Genomic DNA, 20703 nt, shown 5'->3' on the forward strand with positions numbered 1-20703 from the left:
TCTCCTTTAGCCTTTTTTTATCCAGCCCAATGGATTGATGGGTTTTCCGTGGTGGCGGATCTCAAAGTGCAGACCGGCGCCGTGCAGAGACCCGCTGTCCCCCACGGTGGCGATCACCTCTCCGGTTTCAACCGGGTCTCCCTTTGACTTGAACAGCTCTTCCAGGTGGGCGTATACGGTGTAGTAATGGTCGCCATGATCGATGATGATCATGTTGCCAAAACCTTTGAACCAGGAAGAAAACAGCGTCTGGCCGCCATGGACCGCGCGGATGGGTTCGCCTCTGTCCGCCTTGATATTAATACCGCTTTGGAAATTGGTCACGTTAATTTTTCGATCCGTATACTGACCGAAAAAAGAGACTATTTTACCGTTGACCGGCATCATAAGCAAGCCTTTAAGCGCGGCAAACGGTTTCTCGGCAGTGTCTGACAGGGCCATTGAAGCCGGGGCCGGCGGTTTGAACGCGGCCACCGTGCGATCCAATTCCTGTGCGGAGGCTTCCAGCGATGCAATTGCCGCCAGTTGGAGCGACTTCTCGCTGCGGATTTGGGTCAACAACCGTTCCCGCTCGGCCTGGCGGGCGTGCATGGTTTCGATTTTGGCACTCAGATCGGCGGTGGTTTCCTGCTTTTCGTTTTTTCGCGCCATGAGCTGATCGAGCAGTGCCTGCATCCTGGATTTGTCATCCGCCAGTTGATCCATAACTTGCGCATCACGCTCCAGAATCTGCTGCAGGGCCCGTCTGCGGGTAAAAAAATCAAACATGGAGTCAGCGGCGGCAAGCACATGAAACTTACCCAGCCAGCTGAGTTTATACAGTGCCGCCAGCCGGCCGGCGACATAGGTTTCGGCTTTTTCGGCGCGGGCTTCAACCTCCCGGTACTGGCCCTCGATGGTTCGGATTTGCTGCTCCACGGCCTTCAACTCGGCGGAGATCCGGACCACGGTTTTGCGGGCCTGGTCCAGGGCTTTCTCCGTATCGTCGAGCATGTTGACGATCCCGGTCTCCTCCTTGGAATAAGAGGCCACTTTTTGTTTGGACGTTTGCAGTTGCCGTTCCAGATCCGCGCTACGGTGCCCCGCCGGTGCCCCACCGGCAGCCTCGGAACCGTTGTCGATCCGCAGATAGCGGCTTTGGTTCAGAACAAAGCCGCTCTTATCGCCACAAAGGATCCGCACCCACTCGCCTTCATAGGAAAGCACCCGCACCCGGGACCCTTCGGGCAACGACGCAAGGATCGGATGGTGCAGGCCAGGGCCGGCGCGCAGGTTAAGCTCGGATGCCAGGACCGTGGCCAGCTGATCCTCACCGGCCGCCCATCGGGCGCTGGCGATGAAGGCGATGCAGCCGATCACGAAAACAGGCAGGCACGCCCTTGCCGCCAATCGCCATATGTGCTGTGGAAAGCGGATCCGGTGCATTACCGTTTCATGAACTGCTTGAGCGAAAAAAATGAACCCAAAAGCCCGGTTGTCAGGCCAGCACCGACAATCCAGGCACAAATCTCCATGGACAGGAACCGGATGGAGACCATTTCCGTGGAGAGGGTCTGCTGAAACTGGGAACCAATTGCCGTGAAGGCCGCGTAGAGCAGGCCGAGGCCGATCAGGCTGCCGGAAAGCCCCTGGATCATCCCCTCCAAGTAGTAGGGCACGCGGATGAACCGGTCGGCGGCCCCCACCAGGCGCATGATCTGAATCTCTTCCCGCCGCGAGTAGAGCACCAGGCGGATGGTATTGGCCGCGATAAAGACGGTGGCCATGAAAAACATCGTTCCCAGGCCGTATCCAGCCAGCTTGAACAGGTTGAAAAAACCGCCAAACCGTTCGATCCACTGCTGGCCATACTCCACCTCCGCCACTGCGGGTAGCCCTTCGATGCGTTGGGCCAGGAAGGCGATCTTTTCCGGGGAGTTGGATTCACCGATAAGGGCAACGTCGAAAGCGTCGGGCAGCGGATTCTCTTTCAGGTGGTCCAGCAATGACGCCTGGTGGGGCATGCGTTCTTTCATCAAGCGCATGGCCTCGTTCTTGGAAACAAAACGGATGCGCTCGATACCGTCGATGGACTGCAACTGGAAACGGGTATCCAGACGCTGGGCTTCAGTGGTGTCCGGTGCCAGGTAAACCATGATGCGGACCCCTTTTTTCCAGGCATTGAACATATCCTGCAAATTGAAAAAAAAGAGGCCGAATGCACTGACAATCAGCACGGAAAGGGCGATCGTGATGATGGTTACCGCATTGAGAAACCGGTTTTCCAAAAGATCTTTGATGGCCCGCTGGATGTAGACAATCATCGTTTCACCCCCTTCAGACGTCTGCCGGTGGTTCAAGGCGACCCTGGTGAAGCGTCAGCACCCGACCGGTGGCGCTCTCGATCAGCGACCGGTCGTGGGTGGCCACCACCACGGTGGCGCCGCGCTGATGAAACTGGCCCAGCAACTGGAGAATGATGGCCGCCGAATCATCGTCCAGGCTGCCGGTGGGCTCGTCGGCGAGGATGATTTTGGGGTCACCGATCACGGCGCGGGCGACCGCCACCCGCTGCTGCTCACCGCCGGACAGGCTTGGCGGGTAGGTCGTCAGGCGATCCTCCATGCCCACGACCCGGAGGACATGCTTGACCTTCTTTTCCACAAGGCTGCGCTTTTGCCCCCGCGCCTCCAGCACCAGGGCCACGTTTTCGTAAACCGTGCGCGTGGGAATCAGTTTATAATCCTGAAAGATGATGCCGAATTTGCGCCGCAGCATGGGAATCCGCCGCTGGGGAATCCGGGAGAGGTTCATGCCGTCAACCAGAATCTGTCCTTCGGAAACCGGTTCCGCCAGGTAAAGCAATTTAAGCAGGGTCGATTTTCCCGCACCGCTGGGACCACTAATAAACAGGAACTCGTTTTTGGCAATATCCAGGGTCGCATCCACCAGCGCCTGCTTGGCGCCGTACCGCTTGTGGACATGAAACATGCGAATCACCGCGTTTTTTTCGGCCAGGCTGGTCATGGGACCTCGTCAGGGGTGGGGGCGGATGGCACCGGCCCTCCCACGCTCCGGGAAAAGCGGGCGGGGCCAGTCGATTCGGTGTGGCGGATGCCCGGGTCCGGCAGGGCGACAAAACCAAACGGCCCACCCTGCCAAGCGATCGGCAAGATGCGGGCCAGGCGGGGTCTTCCGACTTGATTCAAGTGGCACGCGGGCTGAAATCTCCTCGGGGTTTGGCATTGACCGGCAACCCGTCAACTGTTAAGAGACCGATACGCTCAAGGAGTGCTGTTTCCAGTTTTCCTTGCGAAGCCTCCACTGAATCCCAATGACGGGCTTCTTCCAGTTCGGTGGAGGCTTTTTTATCTGAAAAACCTCTTAAAATCAAGTATTTCTTAGAAATCCGGCTGCCCGGGAGGCGCCACCATGAAAAAAGAACTGATCCGCTTGTTGTGCCGGAAATCCTTTAAGTACACGGAAACCCCCTCTTTCAAACTGGTTTCGGGCCGTATGAGCCGTTTTTACGTCAACTGCAAACCCACCACCCTCTGTGCCCGCGGCATGTTTCTGACCGGGCACCTGATCTTCGAGGCCATGCGCGACAGCGGCGCCACGGCCGTGGGCGGACTGACGTTTGGTGCCGATCCGATTGCCATGGCCACGGCCTTTGCCTCGGAGTTGAAGGGACAACCGGTGAACGCTTTTTCGATACGCAAAACACAGAAGGATCACGGGATCGTCAAGTGGGTCGAAGGCGATGTGGCCCCGGGTGAAAAGGTGGTCGTCATCGACGATGTGGCCACCACCGGCGGATCTACCATCAAGGCCATCGAGCGGGCCCGCGCCGAGGGACTGACGGTGGTCCGGGCAATTATCCTGGTGGATCGCCAGGAAGGTGGAATGGAAAATATCCGCAAGCACGTCACCGACGCCACCGCCATCATTACCCGCGACGAACTGGTTGACTGCTGGAAAAACGAGCCCGGCGTGGCCTGACAACGCCACCCGATCTGAAATAAAAAAGCGGAGGATGAGCCAAAAATGGGTTCCAGGCACATCCTCCGCTTGTTGTTTTTGGATGGGATGAATTACGCCGGCGGGAAATAGGTGGCACTGGCGTTATCGGATTCCCAGGCCGTAACCCGACTGACGGTAATGCCGGGGTCGTCGATCATCTCCTTGAGGCTGCTTGCGATGTAGACAGCCAGGTTTTCCGATGAAGGGGCATCCTTTTCGAAATAGGGCAATTCGTTGAGAAACTGGTGGTCAAGGCGCTGCATGATCTCCTTGACGTACTTTTTGATAATTCCGAAGTCGATCAGCACACCCGCTTCGTTGAGCCGGTCTCCCTTGACACACACCTCCACATGCCAGTTGTGACCGTGAAGATTTTCACATTTTTGGGCCACCATGGTCAGCTGGTGCGCGGCGGAAAAGTGGCTGAGGATTTTCAACTCGAACATGGATTTTGCGCTCCTGCGGTCTGTCGCGTCGATTAATTGGCCGCCCTTGACGGACCGCTTTTGAGGATGTTTTTCAGCTTGCTGGTAAACTTGTTTTCTTCCATGGCGGCGAACTCCTTAAGCAGGGCCACCTGTTTCTTGTTCAGGTTGGTGGGCGTTTTTACATTAACCTGAACGATCTGATCGCCCCGATGGCCGTTGCGCAGCGAAGGAATGCCTTCACCGCGGATTCGGAAAACATCGCCGGGTTGGGTTCCCTTGGGGATTTCCATTTCGGTCTCCCCTTTCAGGGTGGGAATCGAAATGGTATCGCCGAGGGCAGCCTGGACAAACGAAACCGGGATCTGGCAGATCACATGGGTCTCTTCGCGCTTGAAAAAATCGTGGGGCTGGGTGTGGATAAAAACATACAGATCGCCACTGGGACCACCCGGACCGCCGGCTTCACCTTCTCCGGTCAGGCGCAATCGTGAGCCGTTGTCCACGCCGGCGGGAATTCTGACGGAAACTTTTTTATGTGCCAGCACCTTGCCCTGGCCCCGGCAGGTGGTACAGGGGGTGGCGATGACCTGGCCCTGGCCCCGGCAATGGCTACAGGTGGTGCGAACGGTAAAAAATCCCTGGCTGCGGCCGACCTGTCCACTGCCACCGCATTGGGGGCAGGTTTCCACTCCGGTCCCCGGTGCGGCGCCGGTACCGCCGCAGTCCGAGCAGGAGACCGCCTTTTCCACATCGATCTCTTTTTCCGTGCCAAACGCCGCTTCCATAAAAGAGAGCTGCATGTCGTAGCGCAGATCCGCGCCCCGTTGCACCCGGCTCCTTGACCGGCGACCGCCGCCAAAGCCGAAAAAATCTTCGAAAATATCACCGAAACTGGAAAAGATGTCCTCGAAACCGCCAAAACCGGAAAAGCCGGATCCTTCCAGGCCCTGATGCCCATACTGGTCATAAATCTGGCGTTTGCGGGTGTCCCGAAGCACATCGTAGGCCTCGGCGGCCTCCTTGAATTTTTCTTCGGCCTCCTGATCTCCGGGATTTCTGTCCGGATGGAACTGCAAGGCCAGCTTACGGTAGGCCTTCTTCAGCTCCGCCTCACCGGCGTTGCGTTCAACGCCGAGCACTTCGTAGTAGTCTCGTTTGGCTGCCATGGATCGTCCTGAAACGTTACTTCCTTCGTGTTGTCACCAATGGAATGATGTGTTAATTCTGCCACCTTTAAATGATGATCAAACGTAATGCAAGATGAAAGGATGTCAATGGAAACCCGGGAGCTTCCGTTTGTCCGTGACATGTTCGACAGCATCGCCCCCCGGTATGACCTGCTCAACCGGCTGCTCAGCCTTCGCCAGGATGTCGCCTGGCGCAGAAAAATGGTGGCGACCCTAACGATCCCCGAGAACGGGCGGGTGCTGGATGTGGCCTGCGGCACCGGGGACGTGACCGTGGAAATTTGTCGGCAGAAAGGCTCCGAGGTACAGGTGGTTGGCATCGATTTTTCGCCGGGCATGCTTCGCCTGGCCGGAGAAAAAATCCGCCAGCGCAACCGGCCGGCCATCACCCTACTGGCCGGCGACGCCCTGGCCCTGCCCTTCGGACCGGCATCCTTCCACGCCGTGACCATCGCCTTCGGTATCCGCAATATTCAGGATAAGGGAAAAGCGCTGAAGGCCTTTCACGACAGCCTCAAGCCCGGCGGCATGCTGCTGGTGCTGGAGTTGGCCACCCCCACGCCGGGCCGACTGCGCGAGGCCTATCTGACCTATTTTCAAAAGGTGCTGCCGGCCATCGGCCACCTGTTTTCCAAACACCACTTTGCCTATTCCTACCTGCCCGAATCGGTGGCCCGTTTTCCCAGCGCCGATCGGTTCATGGCCCTCATGAACAAGGCCGGTTTTACCCAGGTCACCTGCCGGCGCCTGACCCTGGGCGTCGCCAACCTGTTCGTCGGCACCCGGGCGTGAGCCGTTCTCGGTAAGAACGGCCATTAGTCCTCCCATCCGAAAGTCCGCTCAACGGCCTTTTTCCACGCTCGAATGCCGGCCTGGCGCACCGTGTCATCCATTTGCGGAGACCAGATCTTGTCCACCGACCAGAACGATTTCAGCTCGGCCATGGAATTCCAGAATCCCACCGCCAGGCCGGCGGCATAGGCCGCGCCCAGGGCCGTGGTCTCGGTAATCGCCGGTCGGATCACGGGAACCACCAACAGATCGGCCTGGAACTGCATGAGCAGATCGTTGGCCACCATGCCGCCGTCCACCTTCAGGCTGCCCAGGTCCACGCCGGAATCTTTATTCATGGCGGTCATGATGTCCAGGGTCTGGTAGGCATTGGCTTCCAGGACCGCCCGGGCGATATGGCCCTTGTTGGCATAGCGGGTCAGCCCGACCATCACGCCCCGGGCATCCGCGCGCCAGTAGGGGGCGAACAGGCCGGAGAAGGCCGGCACGATGTAAACCCCGCCGTTGTCGTCGACGGTGCGGGCCAGGGCTTCCACCTCTGGTGCCGACCGGATCAGCCCCAGGTTGTCCCGCAACCACTGTACCAGGGCGCCGGCAATGGCAATGGATCCTTCCAGACAGTAGACGGGCTTTTCCCCGCGCAGCTGATACCCCACGGTGGTCAACAAACCGTGGTTGGACGGGACCGCCTGATGGCCGGTGTTGAGCAGCATGAAACAGCCGGTGCCGTATGTGTTTTTGGCCTCGCCGACATCGAAGCAAGTTTGTCCCACCAGGGCCGCCTGCTGGTCCCCCAGGGCCCCACAAACCGGCACTGTGGCCGCCAGGGGGCCCTCTTTCAACGTATGCCCCCAGGTCTGCCGGTCGATGGAAGGCACGATGCGCGGCATCATCTGCCATGGGATTTCCATTGTTTTCAGAATGTCAGCGTCCCAGTCCAGGGTTTCCAGATCCATCATCAGGGTTCGCGATGCATTGGAGACATCGGTCACGTGCGCACCACCGGACACGCCGCCGGTCAATTGCCAGATGATCCAGGTTTCGATGGTACCGAAAAGCGCCCGCCCATTTTCCGCAGCCGCCCTCGCCCCCGGAACGTTGTCCAGAATCCATTTGACCTTGGGGCCTGAAAAATAGGTGGCGATGGGCAACCCGGTCTTCGGTCGAAAGCGATCCTGCCCGCCCTCACGTTCCAGCTGCCGGCAAATGGCATCGGTGCGCGTGCACTGCCAGACGATGGCATTGCAAAGGGGCTTGCCGGTTTTGGGGTCCCAGACCACGGTGGTTTCACGCTGGTTGGTGATGCCGATGGCCACGATCTGCTTTCCCGCAACACCGATTTTGCCCAGGGCACCGCGGATGACGTGGCATGTGTTCTGCCAGATTTCCAGCGGATCATGTTCGACCCAACCGGGCCGGGGAAAAATCTGCTGATGCTCCATCTGGTCCATGCCGGCAATCTGTCCCTGGTGGTCGAAAAGGATAAACCGGTTGCTGGTGGTGCCCAGATCCAGGGCGCCGATGTAGGAGGGGGCCATGGGTCGCTCCTTTCGTGGTGACCGTTGATGTTACCGTGCTGGTGACATGCCCGTTGCGGCATCCGATCCAAAAGCAAAACAGATTTATCATCTCTATCACTTCGGGAAATGCGGGACAACCAACCGTTACCGCGCGTCCCTCCCGTCCCGCCCGCAATAGCGTTTGACTTTACCTGCCGCCTCCGTTAAAAACGGCCCCATCTGTGAACGACCATCAAGAAAAGGACAAACCATGACCGATGCGGACCCAAAAGCCACGATTTCGCCGGTGCGTCTGGGCTACGGCAGCCAGTTCAAGTTCAAATGCCACCCCGGCGTGTCCTGCTTTACCCTGTGCTGCCGGGGAATCAATATCATCCTGACCCCCTACGACATCATCCAGATGAAAAAGCGGATAGACCTTTCGTCCCACGACTTTCTGGCCATCTATACCGAGCCCCACCTGCTGGAGAAAACCGACCTGCCCATGGTCACCCTCAAACTGCTTGATGACGACCGTAAATCCTGTCCCTTCGTCAAAGACAAGGAAGGCTGCATGATTTACAGTGACCGCCCGTCGTCATGCCGGTATTACCCCCTGGGGGTCGCCACGCTGCAGCATAAGGAGGGCGCCGATGACGACGGCTTCTTCTTTTTCGTCAACGAGCCCCACTGCAGGGGATTTGAGGAGGACGCCGAGTGGACGGTGGCCGATTGGCGGGCGGATCAGGGGGTCGATCTGAGGGACGAAATCAACCGCGAGTGGACGGATCTGGTGGTGCGCAAGCGCTCTTTTCCCGCCAGTATCAAACTGACCGACAAGGCCAAACAGCTTTTTTTCATGGTTAGCTACGATATAGACAAATTCAGGGCGTTTGTTTTTGAAAGCGCCTTTCTCGAACGCTTCAAGGTGGATGAGAAAACAGTCGAAACGATCCGCGAAGACGACGTTGAACTGCTCAAATTCGGACTGACGTGGCTGAAAAGCGTCCTGTTCAAACAGGTCGACCCCGAAGAACAGGCGGCCATGTTTGCCGATCCGCAAAGCGCCGAAACAAAATCGTGAGGCGAAGGTAGTGCTTTCCTGAAAAGGGTTTGCGACCGTCCGTTACCAACAAACCGCCCGCTCCAGCAACTCCATGGAGCGGGCGGTTTGTTGTTCGGTACCCATCCATAAAAACGGTTTGTCCCCAGACGCATCAGTAAGCGTCGTAGCAAAGCCCTTCCAGCAGATGGGTATCATTCAGCCGTGCCTCGACATCGATATTGAAAAAGGCGGCCATGGGTTCGAAAATTTCCGGATTCTCGGACTGCACGGTTTTGGCGATGTTGACCACAATCTCCAGGCCGGCACGGCTCATTTTTCCCAGGGGCGGCCGACAGGGTCCCGAAGGCATACCCAGCAGCTGCATCAGCGTTTTCAGCGCCAGCGGATTGCGCGCCCGGCAGACCGCTTCGCCGTATGGTGTTTTCTCCACCGTCTTGACGGTGACGATGCCGAAAAGCGGTTCGATAGCCCTGGCCAGCCGACCGGCTTCGTCGAGTTCGTTGGCGGCCAGCAGGCGAACCAGACCGACCATGGCCTTGGGGGCGATATTGGAGACCACCGAAATCACGCCGGCGGCGGCGATCTGCGGGTCGGTCATCATCTTCACGGTAAGCCCGTCATCACCGGAAAGAATGGTGAAATCGGGTCCGCAGCACGTGCGGGTGCGCCGCATGTTGTCCAGATCGCCGGTGGCCTCTTTGACCGTGTGGACATTGGGACAGGCGTTGTACAGCATCGCCAAATCCTCGGGAAGTAGCTGGGCACCGGTGCGTCCGGGAATCACGTAGGGGATGACGGGCAGGTCGGGAAAGGCGACGGCCACTTTTTGCAGGTATTCCTTGCGGATCTCCATGGAACTGGGTCCATTGTAATAGGGATCGACCATCAGCACACCATCGACGCCCGCCTTCATCGCATGCTCCGTGGCCGACAGGGCCTCGTTGGTGTTGTTGCTCCCCGCTCCGGCAATGCACAGGCATTTTCCTTTGACTTGCCGGGCATACTGCTCCACGACCTGGTGGTGTTCCTCCCAGCCCAGGGTGGGGCTTTCGCCGGTGGTACCCACCGCCAGAATTCCGGTAATGCCGCTTTGAACCTGAAAATCGGCCAGGCGTTCAAGCCCTGTTTCATCGACCGCATCGCCAACGAAAGGCGTCACCATTGCGGTATAACACACTGGATTCATGTTACCTCCTGAAGATTGTCAATTTGTATGAAAAATTAAGGAAGTTGGGATCTTATGTCAAGGGAAAAGCGCCTCCCGGATGATTATTTTGCTTGACACGGGAAACCAGCCACGTTACCCATTTTGATTTTAAAAAGTCAATGCGGTGACGTCACCGGAAAAGGATCGATCCATGGAAAAAGCAAAAAATGCGGACGAGTATATTGCCCAGCAGAAAGCGGCCATTGCCGCCAACCCCGAGTGCGGAACCTCTCATTATAATCTTGCCGTTGCCCTTCTGGGGCAGGGAAAAACCGAAGCGGCCGAAAAATCCCTGGCAATGGCCATCGAATGCAGTCCGGGGCTTGCCGAAGCTTATGTTCAGATGGGCGGCATCTGCCTCAAACGCGGCGATATGGACGGCTGCCTGGATTGGAACCGGCGGGCCGTCAGGGCCAAACCCGGTTTTTCCGAGGGATGGGGCAATATCGGTTTTGTTCTGCTCCAGCGCGGGGATGTGGAAGGCGCCATCAATGCGTTGGAGAAGGCCACGACCTTCAATTTCCGCTTCATTCAGGCCTTTGCCACCCTGGCCAACGCCTATCTGATGAACGGTCAGGTCAAGAAAAGCATCGAGACCAACCTCAAGGCGTTGAAAATCGAGCCGGATTTCGCCGTCGCCCACAACAACCTGGCCATCGCCTATATGGAAGACGGCCAACCCGAAAAAGCCCTCGAACATGCAGAAAACGCCAGCCGGCTGGGTTACGCGGTGGCACCTGAGATCATGAAGGAATTGGAGTCTTAGGCTGGCGGAAAGAAATAATTCCCCAGATCGCGCCGGATTTGGGGTCGTCTACAAGGCGCCGCCATCGGTGCATATCGGGAATATGTGCCTGTGGCGGCAACGCGGTAGACGGGCACAAAGACAAGCAGGATGGAGGAATTATTTCTTTCCGCCAGCCTTATTGCCAATGACCCGCTTTGGACGTTCGGATCGCGATGAGCGCCGGCCATCCGTGCCCTTCCTGATTGGATGGTATCAGTGTTTAAGATAATGTTTTTGGCAAGGCCAGAGGGAAGAAGCTGTATCAATCATACCGCGACGACCGATAACGCAGCCCAAAAACATTATCTTGAATGCTATAAGGACGGTGCCGCGTATGCCTGAGATCAACTTCTTCCTGGCATCGACCGCCGACTCCATCGGCAGCGGGCATCCGCTGTGGCGGTGTCCGCTGCCCGAAAACCGCGAGGCGGCCGCGTCGACGCCGTCATCCACGGCAATAACCTATCAGGACTATTTTTCGGCGGTCTCGTCCTTCTGTTTGGCCGACGACGCGCGGCGCCTTCTGGCTGCCGCTTCCCGGTGCCTGGAAAGACCGGTCTCGTTAGCAGAGCTATCGGACATATCGGTTTTCCTGGTCAAGCATGGCGCTTTTTACCACCCTTCCAGGCTGCAGGTTGATGTCGCCGGCCGGCCGCTCGCTTTTGTCCTCAATGTGGCGGCATCCGCAGACGGCCTCGCCTCTCTGCCCCTGGAAATTCAGGCCCTGTCCCGACTTAACGCCCAGCGACCCTTTGGCTGGCTGCCCGAAATCTATGACCACGCGACGATGACCTTGCCGGCCGGCAAACCGATTGCCATGTTCCTGGGCAGCTGGTTTAATGGATATCATGAATTTCATCTGACCCGCTCGCCGGGGCACGACGACGATGCCATCGGGGTCTGGGATGGGGCCACCGTCCCCCGGCAACTCACGGCCGACCAAACGGCGGATCTATACCGCGAAGCCACCATGATCCTTACGGCCTGCTACGACCCGATCACCACCCGCCATATTTTCCCCTGGCACCATGCGGCCGGTGATTTTGTGGTCAATCCAAGCAAAAATCGCCCATCGGTCAGGCTGATCACCGTACGCGGGTTGCCCCCCATCACCGATCTTGCTCCAGAAGCGATGGATGAAGCGGCCATCCTTGAATCCCTGTTTGTTTTTTTCATCCACACGAGCCTGCGTATGCGCCTGGACCGCTTGGACGGTGTGGGCGCGGTCGCCTGGGTGCCCGATGCCTGTCTGATTCCCATGATCGAGGGTTTTTTCCAGGGGCTGGACCTGACCGCACGACTCAGCGGTTTTCCCGAATCCTTTCCCGCGTTTTTCCAGGATTATTTCAACCAGTGTGCGAAAGTGGATCTGCTGGTACGGGCGAAACGGGCGGCTGCACCCCTGTTTCGCCAGGCAAGTGAAGAGTGGCGCGTGATCCAAGGTCACATCGACCGCCATGTGACCGATATCAGGCGGGCGGTAGCGGAGTTCGTTCCTTTGATATAGGTTCCACCATGACGTCCGTCGCCAGCCGGCCGGGAAAAGTGCCGGAACACCACATAGGGAAATTATTATCACGAGGCTCCCCATATTTTGTGGGAACAGGCCAAACATGCCTTCGGCGGCGGCTTAACTGCGTGAAACCATGCTTTTTTATTGACAACGTTGGATATTAATTCTATACCTGCTCCTTGCATATTCATTGTGAAAAATCGCGTAATTGCGACAATCCCGTAAAAATATAAAGAAAAAATTCGAGAGGAGGTGACCTTACCCCCGTCAGGGATGTTTTTATTTCGATTGGCAGGTTGGTATACTATCAATTCAAATGGAGGTAAAAGATGGCAAAGCATGCAACCCCTTTGTTGGACCAGCTTGAGTCCGGGCCGTGGCCGAGCTTCGTGTCAGATCTGAAGCAGGAAGCGGCAAGCCGGGCCAAGAATGCAAACAATGTGGAATTCCAGGTGCCCCAAGACTGCGTTGAAGACCTGCTGGGTGTATTGGAACTCTCCTACAAACATGGCGTAACCCATTGGAAGCACGGCGGTATCGTGGGTGTTTTCGGTTACGGCGGCGGTGTTATCGGCCGTTACTGCGACCAGCCGCAAGAGTTTCCCGGCGTAGCCCATTTCCACACCATGCGTATCAACCAGCCCGGCGGTAAATTCTACACCACCGAATTCCTAAAAAATCTCTGCGACCTGTGGGAGTTCCGCGGCTCCGGCGTCACCAATATGCACGGCTCCACCGGCGACATCATCTTCATCGGTACCTCCACGCCGCAGCTCGAAGAAATTTTCTACGAACTGACCCACAAATTCGATCAGGACCTTGGTGGTTCCGGTTCCAACCTGCGGACCCCGTCTGACTGCATCGGGGCGGCTCGCTGTGAATACGCCTGCTACGACACCCAGGCCATTTGCTATGAACTGACCCAGGAATACCAGGATGAGCTGCATCGCCCGGCCTTCCCGTACAAGTTCAAGTTCAAATTCGACGGCTGCCCCAACTGCTGCGTGGCCTCCATCGCCCGCGCCGACATCTCCTTCGTGGGTACTTGGAGAGACGACATCAAGATCGACCAGGAAGCCGTAGCCGGTTACGTCGGCGGCGAATTCGCTCCCAATGCCGGCGCCCACAGCGGCCGCGACTGGGGTGCGTTCGACATCCAGAAAGAGGTCATTGACCTTTGCCCCAGCCAGTGCATGAAATACGAAGGCGGCAAACTCGCCATCAACACCAAAGAGTGCACCCGCTGCATGCACTGCATCAATGTTATGCCCAGGGCTCTGCATATCGGCGATGACCGTGGCTGCTCCATGCTGGTCGGCGCCAAGGCCCCGATCCTCGACGGCGCCCAGATGGGCTCCCTGCTCGTTCCCTTTATCAAGGTCGAAGAACCTTACGACGAAATCAAAGAAGTCATCGAAGCCATCTGGGATTGGTGGATGGAAGAGGGTAAGAACCGCGAACGTCTCGGTGAGCTGATCAAACGTCAGGGTTTCCAGAAACTGCTCGAAATGACCAATATCAAACCGGTGCCGCAGCATGTTCAGGAACCGCGCCACAACCCCTACATCTTCTGGAAAGAAGATGAGGTACCCGGCGGATGGACGCGTGACATCAATAAATTCAGAGAAAGACACCAGAGATAGAGGGGAGGAAAAACAATGGCATTTATTTCTTCAGGATACAATCCCGACAAACCGATGGAAAACCGGATCACCGACATCGGTCCGCAGAAATACGACAAGTTTTATCCGCCCGTCATCGCTAAAAACAAGGGCAAATGGCTGTATCACGAAATCATCAAACCCGGCGTGCTGGTCCACGTGGCCGAAAGCGGCGACGAAGTCTACACCGTACGCTGCGGCGGCGCCCGCCTGATGACCGTCACCCATATCCGTGAGATCTGTGAAATTGCCGACAAATACTGTGGCGGATATGTTCGCTGGACCACCCGTAACAACGTCGAATTCATGGTCGACGACAAAGCCAAGTGCGACGCTCTGATCACAGACCTGGAAGGCCGCAAGTTCGACGGCGGCAGCTTCAAGCTTCCTATCGGCGGCACCGGTGCCGGCGTGACCAACATCATTCACACCCAGGGCTGGATTCACTGCCACACCCCGGCCACCGACGCTTCCGGTCCGGTCAAGGCGACCCTGGACGAGCTGTTTAGCGATTTCCAGAACCATCGCCTGCCGGCCCAGCTGCGCGTCTCCCTGGCCTGCTGCCTGAACATGTGCGGCGCCGTACACTGCTCCGATATCGCCATCCTCGGTTACCACCGCAAACCGCCGCTTCTGGATCATGAATATTTGGACAAGATGTGCGAAATCCCGCTGGCCATTGCCGCCTGCCCCACCGCAGCCGTCAAACCATCCAAGGTTACCGTCGGCGACAAAGAAGTGAAATCCGTGGCCGTAAACGAAGATCGCTGTATGTTCTGCGGTAACTGCTACACCATGTGTCCCTCCATGCCGCTGGCCGACCAGGAAGGCGATGGTATCGTCCTGATGGTGGGTGGTAAGGTCTCCAACCGCATCAGCATGCCCAAGTTCTCCAAGGTCGTCGTGGCCTTTATCCCCAATGAGCCGCCGCGCTGGGGAACAACCACCGCCACCATCAAGAGAATCGTCGAAGCTTACGCTGCCGGCGCCAACAAGTACGAACGTCTGGGCGATTGGGCCGAGAGAATCGGCTGGGAGCGTTTCTTCGACAAATGTGAACTTGAATTCACCCATCATCTCATCGATGATTTCCGTGATCCCGCCTACTACACCTGGCGTCAGAGCACGCAGTTCAAGTTCTAATTTGCGCCGTATAGATTAATCCGTGCAGGGGGAGGCCACGCGCCCCCCCTGCACTCTTTAGAAAAGAGGTAATCATGGAATACGAAGAGGCAAAAAAGCTGATCGTAGAACAGTTGACCAAGAAGCTGAAAACCAAATCCAAATTTTACTTCAACGACCTGTCCAAAATCCTGGACATGAAACCCCGTGAGGCCAAGAAGATCGTCAACAAGCTGGTTACAGAAAATGTTCTGGAGTACTGGTCTTCCGGCAGCACCTCCATGTACGGCCTGCCTGGCACCGGCAAACAGTCTGGCGCTGAGCACGAAGATTAAAGCCAAAATTCGACGGACCGCCAATGAACCGGTTGTCCGCCACCATGTGTATGTTTATTGAAACAGGCTCTAAACAATTCACACTCACGGCCGACACCGGGGGTGGTGGTTGCTGCATTACGCGGCGGATCGGGAAAGACCATTTTCTCTGTTGGCATCATTGCCGCGCTGATGAGCCTGGGCAGGTCTGTTGCACCCTTTAAAAAAGGTCCGGATTATATTGATGCCGGCTGGCTCGCACTGGCAGCCGGCCGGCCCTGCTACAATCTGGATACCTTTCTCATGGATCCGGATGCAATACTGGATTCCTACCACACCCATACCCACGCTTCAGATTTCACGCTTATCGAAGGTAACCGGGGCCTCTACGACTGTATCAACACCGAGGGCAAAACCAGCACCGCCGAACTGGCAAAAATGCTGGGGCTGCCCGTGATCCTCTGCATCGATGCCACCAAAACCACGCGCACCATGGCGGCCGTGGTGGGCGGGATCGCCGCATTCGATCCAGATGTGCGCATCGGGGGGGTGGTGCTGAACCGCGTAGCCGGCAAGCGCCACCAAGGCATCCTGACGCGCAGCATCGAGGCGTACACCGGCATTCCCGTGTTGGGTTCGGTGCCGAAATTGCGCAAACAAAGCTTTCCCGAACGACACATGGGACTGGTGCCGACACCGGAACACAGCTGGGCCCAACCGGCCATCGACGCCATCCGGGAGGTTGCCCAAGCGCACCTGGATCTTGACCGCATCCAGCGACTGGCCGAAACGGCAACACCCATTGCGCGGCCGGCCCCTCCTGAACCTCCTGAAACCGTGAGGACAACCGCATCCATCGGCAAACGGCCCGTTATTGGCATCCTGCGCGATGCCGCATTTCAGTTTTACTATCCGGAAAACCTGGAAGCCCTGGAAGCGGCCGGCGCTGACCTGGTCTTTGCCAGCCCGTTGACAGACCGGCGCCTGCCGCCGGTCGACGCGCTCTATATTGGCGGGGGCTTCCCGGAAACCCATGCCCGGGAACTGGAGGGCAACCGCACGTTTCGAAACGAGCTGAAAAATGCGGCCGAAAACGGCATGCCGATTTACGCCGAGTGTGGCGGCCTGATGTACCTGGGCGAACGCCTTGTGCTGGCCGATGGCGAATTCGAGATGACCGGCGTCCTGCCCGCCGTGTTCGGATTCTCTAAACGTCCCCAGGGCCATGGCTACACCATTGTCCGGGTGGAGGGGGGTAACCCGTTCTACCCGCCGGGAAGCACTTTGCTGGGGCATGAATTTCACTACTCCAGCGTACAATCATGGAACGGCTCTGGCGACAACCTGGCCTTTCGCATGGAGCGCGGTGCCGGTTTTTTAGACGGCAGGGACGGTGTGTGCCATAAAAACGTACTGGCCACCTACACCCACATCCACGCCTTGGGAACCCCGGGATGGGCCCCTTCCCTGGTCAGCCGGGCGCAGGCCTACAGAACATCCCGAGAGACCACCTCCCGGCCGCGGTAATCCTCAAAAAAAAGGACCGTACCGCAAGCGGCACGATCCTCTTTCTACAGATAGAATTGTATTCAGACGCCTATTTTTTGGTTTTCGGGTGGCATTTGGAACAAGACGTCGGCGCAAGTGTTTCCTTATCCTTTTTTTTGTAATCCTTGTGACAGGCGATGCAGTTTTCGTGGATCGCCTCGGCGTGGTACTCCATCTCCTTGGCGGCGATCTCTTTCTTGGGGACTTTTTTCTCGCGCATCTCTTTTTTCAGTGCACCGGGCATCCGGCTGGGAATCTTGTGGCATTCGATACATCCCTTCACATCATCGCCCATTTTCAGGTCGTTCAGGGGTTTGCCATCGGCATCGTGGTGGCACTCGCCGCAGCCGATTTTGTACTCCTCGTTGTGCTTCTTGTGCGAGAAATCGACGATGCCCTTGGTGTGCTCGCTGTAAGCCTTATGCTCCATGCGGATGACATCCTGAACTTTTGTTGCCGCACCGACGCTGCCGGCAACGAACAGCAGTGCCACACACACCCCTGTGACCAGAACGAACATGTTTGGTTTTGTCATATCCACCTCTCTCCTCTTCGATGATAATTGGTTGAACACTCAAAATCCCTCCGCGACCCAGCTCTATCAATCCTGATGCCAGCTGTCAATGGGAATCCCGGAAAGCTATTTATTGTGAATATTTAGATAGTTATTAAAAAGTCGAGGACTGATCCGGGAGTATTGGTCAAAGTCGGCCATCATCTCAAACCCCGGTATCAAGGCCTTGACGACCGGAAGATCGAGATCCGCACGGGTAATGTCCACGTAAATGGGAGAAAAACCATTGGCCCTTAGCGTCTCTTCCACCAGTATCAGATCCAGATCCGGTTTGCCGGTGGAGAAATCGGGCAATGTTTCGAACGGAAGCCAGGGCAGGTCCGGGAGCGCCGGCGCCGAGGGCGGCCCGGCAGGGTAGGGATACGGTGTTTCGGTCAGGGCTGACAACACCGCCCGTCGCCCGTCGAGATGGGCCCCGCCTCCCTTGGATACCGTTCCGTCCCGGTGGGTGACGAAACAGGTGCAGCAGGGGATGCCAAACGCCGGACTGATGTCCTGAAACTGCAGGTGGATACCACGGGCGCGGTAATCATCCAACAGGGCCCGCAACGGCGCGTCTTCGGACGAGACCCGGAAGCAGCGTGACGGGTGATAGGGATTGACCGCTTCGCTGTCCCGTTCCAACAGCTCGTAAAGGGCGCTCAAGCGGGCCTCGGCTACCGTGTTTCCCGATGCCAGTCCGGTGGACCCCAGCCCTGAAAAAAGTGATCGTTCATCCAGATTGCAGAACAGAAAAACGCATTGCGCCGGGACCCAGATCGACCGCAGGCCCCCTTTGGCGCATTGTTCGCCCTCGATCCAGTAGAGCGGTTCGTCCCGGTAAGGCACCTCCAGCCTGAGCTGATTCGGATCCAGCACGTCAAGGCCGTCGGCCGAAAGTCCCGATCGGGGGCCGTGGATAAGGGGATGGGTCCGGCGGGTTCCGATGATCCCATGCCGGTCGACGCTGGCAAAAGCGGAGCAGCGCTCGACCACCTCCATCAGACAGGATGCCCGCGCCGCCTCCAGGGAAAGGCCACGACCGTAGGCGGTCTGGGTGCTGGCCAGGGTGTGGTGCAAGGCCCCGCAGGTCACCCGATGATCGAAGGTCCAGCGACGCAGCAGGGCATACAGGCTCAGGGACGACTGGTGGCGCATCTCCGGCCCATCGAAAATCTTCAACCGCTCCAGGCGGCGGGTGGCCCGGTCGATGGTCGTTTCCAGGGGCGGCCGGGGGGTACCGGCAGTGCTTGCGCCGTCGGGCAGGCATCGCTGGACGATCGACTTCAGGTGGGCCGCCTCCGGAAGCGGCGCCTCACTGCCGTCAATTCCTTTAACGGGCGGTGCAAGGCCCACCTTTTGCGGAGGGGGAAGCGGGCGATGCCGGATGATGTTGGCGTGAAACCACTCGGCCCAGCGGCGGTGGCGATCTTGATCGGCAAGCATCTGCGAACGCAGGAAAACCAGCGGGCTCTGTTCGGCCAAGGCCGCCATCTGCCGCCGGTTGAACCGCCGCGCCAGCCGGCTCAGGTGGGGGTGGAGGGTGGCCGCTTCGAGCACCAGGGCGTCGACCAGCGGATCGGCTTTTGAATCGACGTCCAGCAGTGCCGTTGCCGCATCAGGGTCCATCTGGCCGATCCGTTCCAGCAGCCAGGCGTGTATGAAGCTGTCATTGGGGTGATGGTGCAGGCAGGCAATGCCCTCCTCGATAGACGGCTCCGGCTGGGGAACCGCTGAAAAATAACCGGTGCTGGCGGCCGTCGTGGCGAGATCAAGGCGGTAGTGAATCATGCCGCGTACGTCCCCATCACTCGCTGGCCGGCTCGGCATCTTCCTGGGGCGCCGCTTTTGGCTTGCCAAAAATACGGGCACCGACGATGCTGATTTCATACAGCAGCATCAACGGCAGCGCCATCATCATTTGGGTGACCACATCGGGTGGAGTGAGGATTGCCGCGCCCACAAAAAAGAGCAGAATGGCGTATTTTCGATTCTTTTTTAAAAAGGGAACCGAAACAATTCCCAATCGCGCCAGAAAGGTGATCACCAGGGGCAGTTCGAACACCAGTCCGAAGGCCAGCAGCAGTTTGGACGAAAAGCTGAGGTACTCCTTCATGGAGGGCATGGGCCGGATGGTTTCCGTGGCAAACCCCAGGAAAAAATCGAAACCGAAGGGGAAGACGATAAAATAGCCGAACAGGGCGCCACCGACAAAAAAAATCGTGGACAGAAAGACGATGGGCAGCAGCAGGCGCTTTTCACGGTCGTAAAGACCGGGGGCAACAAACATCCAGAACTGGTAGATGATCACCGGTGAAGCCAGCATCAACCCGGCCAGAAAAGAGACTTTCAGAAACGTGAAAAAGGCTTCGGGCAGCCCTGTATAGATCAGGGTTTCGCCCTGGTTCATCACCGAGATCAGTGGTTGTGTCAGAATCTGGAACAGCTTTTCCTTGAAGCCATAGCAGATCGCAAAACCGACTGCCACGGCAATAAAGCTGGTAATCAGCCGTTTGCGCAGCTCTTCCAGGTGGGCGGTAAAGGGGAGCTTGTCGTCCGTATCCTTATCCATCTCTGCCACGGTCAGGAATCCTTGTGCGCTTCTGAATCGGAATTGGCGGGCGCAGCCGGAGAGGTGTTTTCCGCAACCGTGGACGGTTCCGCTCGATCCATGGTGGCATCGGTTTCATCTGGAACGGTTTCGCTTTTCCGGGACGGTTCGGGTTGATGGGCGTCACCACCATCGTCAGCCGAAGGCGCGTTCTTTTCGGCCGCCCGGTTGTGATCGTTGAAAGCGCTTTTGACCTCTTTGAACTCCGTGTCGATCTGAATACTATCTTTCAGTTCGCTGGTCGCCTTTTTAAACTCGCCCATGGCCTTTCCCAGGGACCGGGCCAGGTCCGGCAGTTTTTTGGGTCCGATGACGATCAGGGCCACTGCCAGAATCAGTATCATTTCCGGCATTCCAATACCGAACATGAATGTCTCCTTTAATCTGCTGAAAGGGTACGACGGCTTAGCCAT

At 57.6% G+C, this 20703-nt stretch carries 20 protein-coding genes; 9 read left to right on the forward strand and 11 right to left on the reverse strand.

Features of this window, described 5'->3' with window-relative positions; all coding sequences use genetic code 11:
* Positions 1-6 precede the first annotated feature (6 nt).
* From GN112_RS15665 to ftsE, 3 genes are read right to left on the reverse strand one after another with little or no spacing between them, the layout of a single operon-like run.
* Positions 7-1425, reverse strand: coding sequence for a peptidoglycan DD-metalloendopeptidase family protein (locus GN112_RS15665; RefSeq protein ID WP_155311070.1), 1419 nt, complete (start codon positions 1423-1425; stop codon positions 7-9).
* A complete protein-coding gene (gene ftsX / locus GN112_RS15670; RefSeq protein ID WP_155311071.1) occupies positions 1425-2303 on the reverse strand; it encodes a permease-like cell division protein FtsX in 879 nt (292 codons plus the stop codon). The genes GN112_RS15665 and ftsX overlap by 1 nt, the downstream gene beginning before the upstream one ends.
* Before the next feature lie 13 nt (positions 2304-2316).
* A complete protein-coding gene (gene ftsE / locus GN112_RS15675) occupies positions 2317-3006 on the reverse strand; it encodes a cell division ATP-binding protein FtsE (protein ID WP_155311072.1) in 690 nt (229 codons plus the stop codon).
* Between the two features lie 405 nt (positions 3007-3411).
* Between ftsE and pyrE the strand changes: the two genes are divergently transcribed.
* Positions 3412-3981, forward strand: coding sequence for an orotate phosphoribosyltransferase (gene pyrE / locus GN112_RS15680; protein WP_155311073.1), 570 nt, complete (start codon positions 3412-3414; stop codon positions 3979-3981).
* Between the two features lie 92 nt (positions 3982-4073).
* Here pyrE and queD read toward each other — a convergent pair whose 3' ends face one another.
* Together queD and dnaJ are read right to left on the reverse strand one after the other, a co-directional pair.
* Positions 4074-4448, reverse strand: a complete 375-nt coding sequence (queD, locus tag GN112_RS15685) for a 6-carboxytetrahydropterin synthase QueD (RefSeq protein WP_155311074.1) — start codon at positions 4446-4448, stop codon at positions 4074-4076.
* A gap of 32 nt (positions 4449-4480) precedes the next feature.
* On the reverse strand, positions 4481-5596 hold the full coding sequence (dnaJ, locus tag GN112_RS15690) for a molecular chaperone DnaJ (protein ID WP_155311075.1): 1116 nt from the start codon (positions 5594-5596) through the stop codon (positions 4481-4483).
* Positions 5597-5704: 108 nt separating this feature from the next.
* On the opposite strand from dnaJ, the gene ubiE reads away from it, so the two are divergent.
* Positions 5705-6409: a bifunctional demethylmenaquinone methyltransferase/2-methoxy-6-polyprenyl-1,4-benzoquinol methylase UbiE gene (gene ubiE, locus GN112_RS15695; RefSeq protein ID WP_231717036.1), complete on the forward strand. Its 705-nt coding sequence runs from the start codon at positions 5705-5707 to the stop codon at positions 6407-6409.
* 23 nt (positions 6410-6432) lie between these two features.
* Here the strand turns inward: ubiE and glpK are convergent, their stop codons facing one another.
* Complete coding sequence (glpK, locus tag GN112_RS15700) at positions 6433-7947, reverse strand: glycerol kinase GlpK (protein WP_155311077.1); 1515 nt, start codon at positions 7945-7947, stop codon at positions 6433-6435.
* A 232-nt stretch (positions 7948-8179) separates the two neighbouring features.
* On the opposite strand from glpK, the gene GN112_RS15705 reads away from it, so the two are divergent.
* Positions 8180-8992, forward strand: a complete 813-nt coding sequence (locus GN112_RS15705) for a YkgJ family cysteine cluster protein (protein WP_155311078.1) — start codon at positions 8180-8182, stop codon at positions 8990-8992.
* A 133-nt stretch (positions 8993-9125) separates the two neighbouring features.
* Here GN112_RS15705 and dapA read toward each other — a convergent pair whose 3' ends face one another.
* On the reverse strand, positions 9126-10160 hold the full coding sequence (dapA, locus tag GN112_RS15710) for a 4-hydroxy-tetrahydrodipicolinate synthase (RefSeq protein WP_155311079.1): 1035 nt from the start codon (positions 10158-10160) through the stop codon (positions 9126-9128).
* 172 nt (positions 10161-10332) lie between these two features.
* On the opposite strand from dapA, the gene GN112_RS15715 reads away from it, so the two are divergent.
* The 6 genes from GN112_RS15715 to GN112_RS15740 all read left to right on the forward strand — a co-directional run bounded on the left by GN112_RS15715 (position 10333) and on the right by GN112_RS15740 (position 17105).
* On the forward strand, positions 10333-10947 hold the full coding sequence (locus tag GN112_RS15715; protein WP_155311080.1) for a tetratricopeptide repeat protein: 615 nt from the start codon (positions 10333-10335) through the stop codon (positions 10945-10947).
* 355 nt (positions 10948-11302) lie between these two features.
* Positions 11303-12475 carry a hypothetical protein gene (locus GN112_RS15720; RefSeq protein ID WP_155311081.1) on the forward strand — a complete coding sequence of 391 codons (1173 nt, stop codon included), beginning with the start codon at positions 11303-11305 and terminating at the stop codon, positions 12473-12475.
* Positions 12476-12810: 335 nt separating this feature from the next.
* Positions 12811-14124: a dissimilatory-type sulfite reductase subunit alpha gene (gene dsrA / locus GN112_RS15725; RefSeq protein ID WP_155311082.1), complete on the forward strand. Its 1314-nt coding sequence runs from the start codon at positions 12811-12813 to the stop codon at positions 14122-14124.
* A 15-nt stretch (positions 14125-14139) separates the two neighbouring features.
* A complete protein-coding gene (gene dsrB, locus GN112_RS15730; RefSeq protein WP_155311083.1) occupies positions 14140-15285 on the forward strand; it encodes a dissimilatory-type sulfite reductase subunit beta in 1146 nt (381 codons plus the stop codon).
* A 74-nt stretch (positions 15286-15359) separates the two neighbouring features.
* Positions 15360-15599, forward strand: a complete 240-nt coding sequence (locus GN112_RS15735; protein ID WP_155311084.1) for a dissimilatory sulfite reductase D family protein — start codon at positions 15360-15362, stop codon at positions 15597-15599.
* A gap of 105 nt (positions 15600-15704) precedes the next feature.
* Positions 15705-17105 carry a cobyrinic acid a,c-diamide synthase CobB gene (locus GN112_RS15740; protein WP_231717037.1) on the forward strand — a complete coding sequence of 467 codons (1401 nt, stop codon included), beginning with the start codon at positions 15705-15707 and terminating at the stop codon, positions 17103-17105.
* A gap of 70 nt (positions 17106-17175) precedes the next feature.
* Here GN112_RS15740 and GN112_RS15745 read toward each other — a convergent pair whose 3' ends face one another.
* The 4 genes from GN112_RS15745 to tatB form a co-directional block, all read right to left on the reverse strand.
* Positions 17176-17661 carry a cytochrome c3 family protein gene (locus GN112_RS15745; protein WP_155311086.1) on the reverse strand — a complete coding sequence of 162 codons (486 nt, stop codon included), beginning with the start codon at positions 17659-17661 and terminating at the stop codon, positions 17176-17178.
* A gap of 105 nt (positions 17662-17766) precedes the next feature.
* On the reverse strand, positions 17767-19470 hold the full coding sequence (locus GN112_RS15750) for a YcaO-like family protein (RefSeq protein WP_162458958.1): 1704 nt from the start codon (positions 19468-19470) through the stop codon (positions 17767-17769).
* 16 nt (positions 19471-19486) lie between these two features.
* The gene (gene tatC, locus GN112_RS15755; RefSeq protein ID WP_155314260.1) at positions 19487-20251 is read right to left on the reverse strand and encodes a twin-arginine translocase subunit TatC; all 765 of its coding nucleotides are present in this window, start codon (positions 20249-20251) and stop codon (positions 19487-19489) included.
* A gap of 11 nt (positions 20252-20262) precedes the next feature.
* On the reverse strand, positions 20263-20658 hold the full coding sequence (gene tatB, locus GN112_RS34865) for a Sec-independent protein translocase protein TatB (RefSeq protein ID WP_155311088.1): 396 nt from the start codon (positions 20656-20658) through the stop codon (positions 20263-20265).
* Between the last annotated feature and the right edge of the window lie 45 nt (positions 20659-20703).

The organism is Desulfosarcina ovata subsp. ovata, from assembly GCF_009689005.1.
Classification (GTDB): Bacteria; Desulfobacterota; Desulfobacteria; order Desulfobacterales; family Desulfosarcinaceae; genus Desulfosarcina; species Desulfosarcina ovata.

Bases quoted from the DNA above. Each gene is read 5' to 3' on its own strand.
- pyrE (WP_155311073.1), top strand. From the start codon at position 3,412: ATGAAAAAAGAACTGATCCGCTTGTTGTGCCGGAAATCCTTTAAGTAC.
- GN112_RS15735 (WP_155311084.1), top strand. From the start codon at position 15,360: ATGGAATACGAAGAGGCAAAAAAGCTGATCGTAGAACAGTTGACCAAG.
- queD (WP_155311074.1), bottom strand. From the start codon at position 4,448: ATGTTCGAGTTGAAAATCCTCAGCCACTTTTCCGCCGCGCACCAGCTG.
- GN112_RS15750 (WP_162458958.1), bottom strand. From the start codon at position 19,470: ATGATTCACTACCGCCTTGATCTCGCCACGACGGCCGCCAGCACCGGT.
- GN112_RS15745 (WP_155311086.1), bottom strand. From the start codon at position 17,661: ATGACAAAACCAAACATGTTCGTTCTGGTCACAGGGGTGTGTGTGGCA.
- ftsE (WP_155311072.1), bottom strand. From the start codon at position 3,006: ATGACCAGCCTGGCCGAAAAAAACGCGGTGATTCGCATGTTTCATGTC.
- dnaJ (WP_155311075.1), bottom strand. From the start codon at position 5,596: ATGGCAGCCAAACGAGACTACTACGAAGTGCTCGGCGTTGAACGCAAC.
- GN112_RS15720 (WP_155311081.1), top strand. From the start codon at position 11,303: ATGCCTGAGATCAACTTCTTCCTGGCATCGACCGCCGACTCCATCGGC.
- glpK (WP_155311077.1), bottom strand. From the start codon at position 7,947: ATGGCCCCCTCCTACATCGGCGCCCTGGATCTGGGCACCACCAGCAAC.
- tatC (WP_155314260.1), bottom strand. From the start codon at position 20,251: ATGGATAAGGATACGGACGACAAGCTCCCCTTTACCGCCCACCTGGAA.
- dsrB (WP_155311083.1), top strand. From the start codon at position 14,140: ATGGCATTTATTTCTTCAGGATACAATCCCGACAAACCGATGGAAAAC.
- GN112_RS15705 (WP_155311078.1), top strand. From the start codon at position 8,180: ATGACCGATGCGGACCCAAAAGCCACGATTTCGCCGGTGCGTCTGGGC.
- dsrA (WP_155311082.1), top strand. From the start codon at position 12,811: ATGGCAAAGCATGCAACCCCTTTGTTGGACCAGCTTGAGTCCGGGCCG.
- GN112_RS15665 (WP_155311070.1), bottom strand. From the start codon at position 1,425: ATGCACCGGATCCGCTTTCCACAGCACATATGGCGATTGGCGGCAAGG.
- GN112_RS15715 (WP_155311080.1), top strand. From the start codon at position 10,333: ATGGAAAAAGCAAAAAATGCGGACGAGTATATTGCCCAGCAGAAAGCG.
- dapA (WP_155311079.1), bottom strand. From the start codon at position 10,160: ATGAATCCAGTGTGTTATACCGCAATGGTGACGCCTTTCGTTGGCGAT.
- ftsX (WP_155311071.1), bottom strand. From the start codon at position 2,303: ATGATTGTCTACATCCAGCGGGCCATCAAAGATCTTTTGGAAAACCGG.
- tatB (WP_155311088.1), bottom strand. From the start codon at position 20,658: ATGTTCGGTATTGGAATGCCGGAAATGATACTGATTCTGGCAGTGGCC.
- ubiE (WP_231717036.1), top strand. From the start codon at position 5,705: ATGGAAACCCGGGAGCTTCCGTTTGTCCGTGACATGTTCGACAGCATC.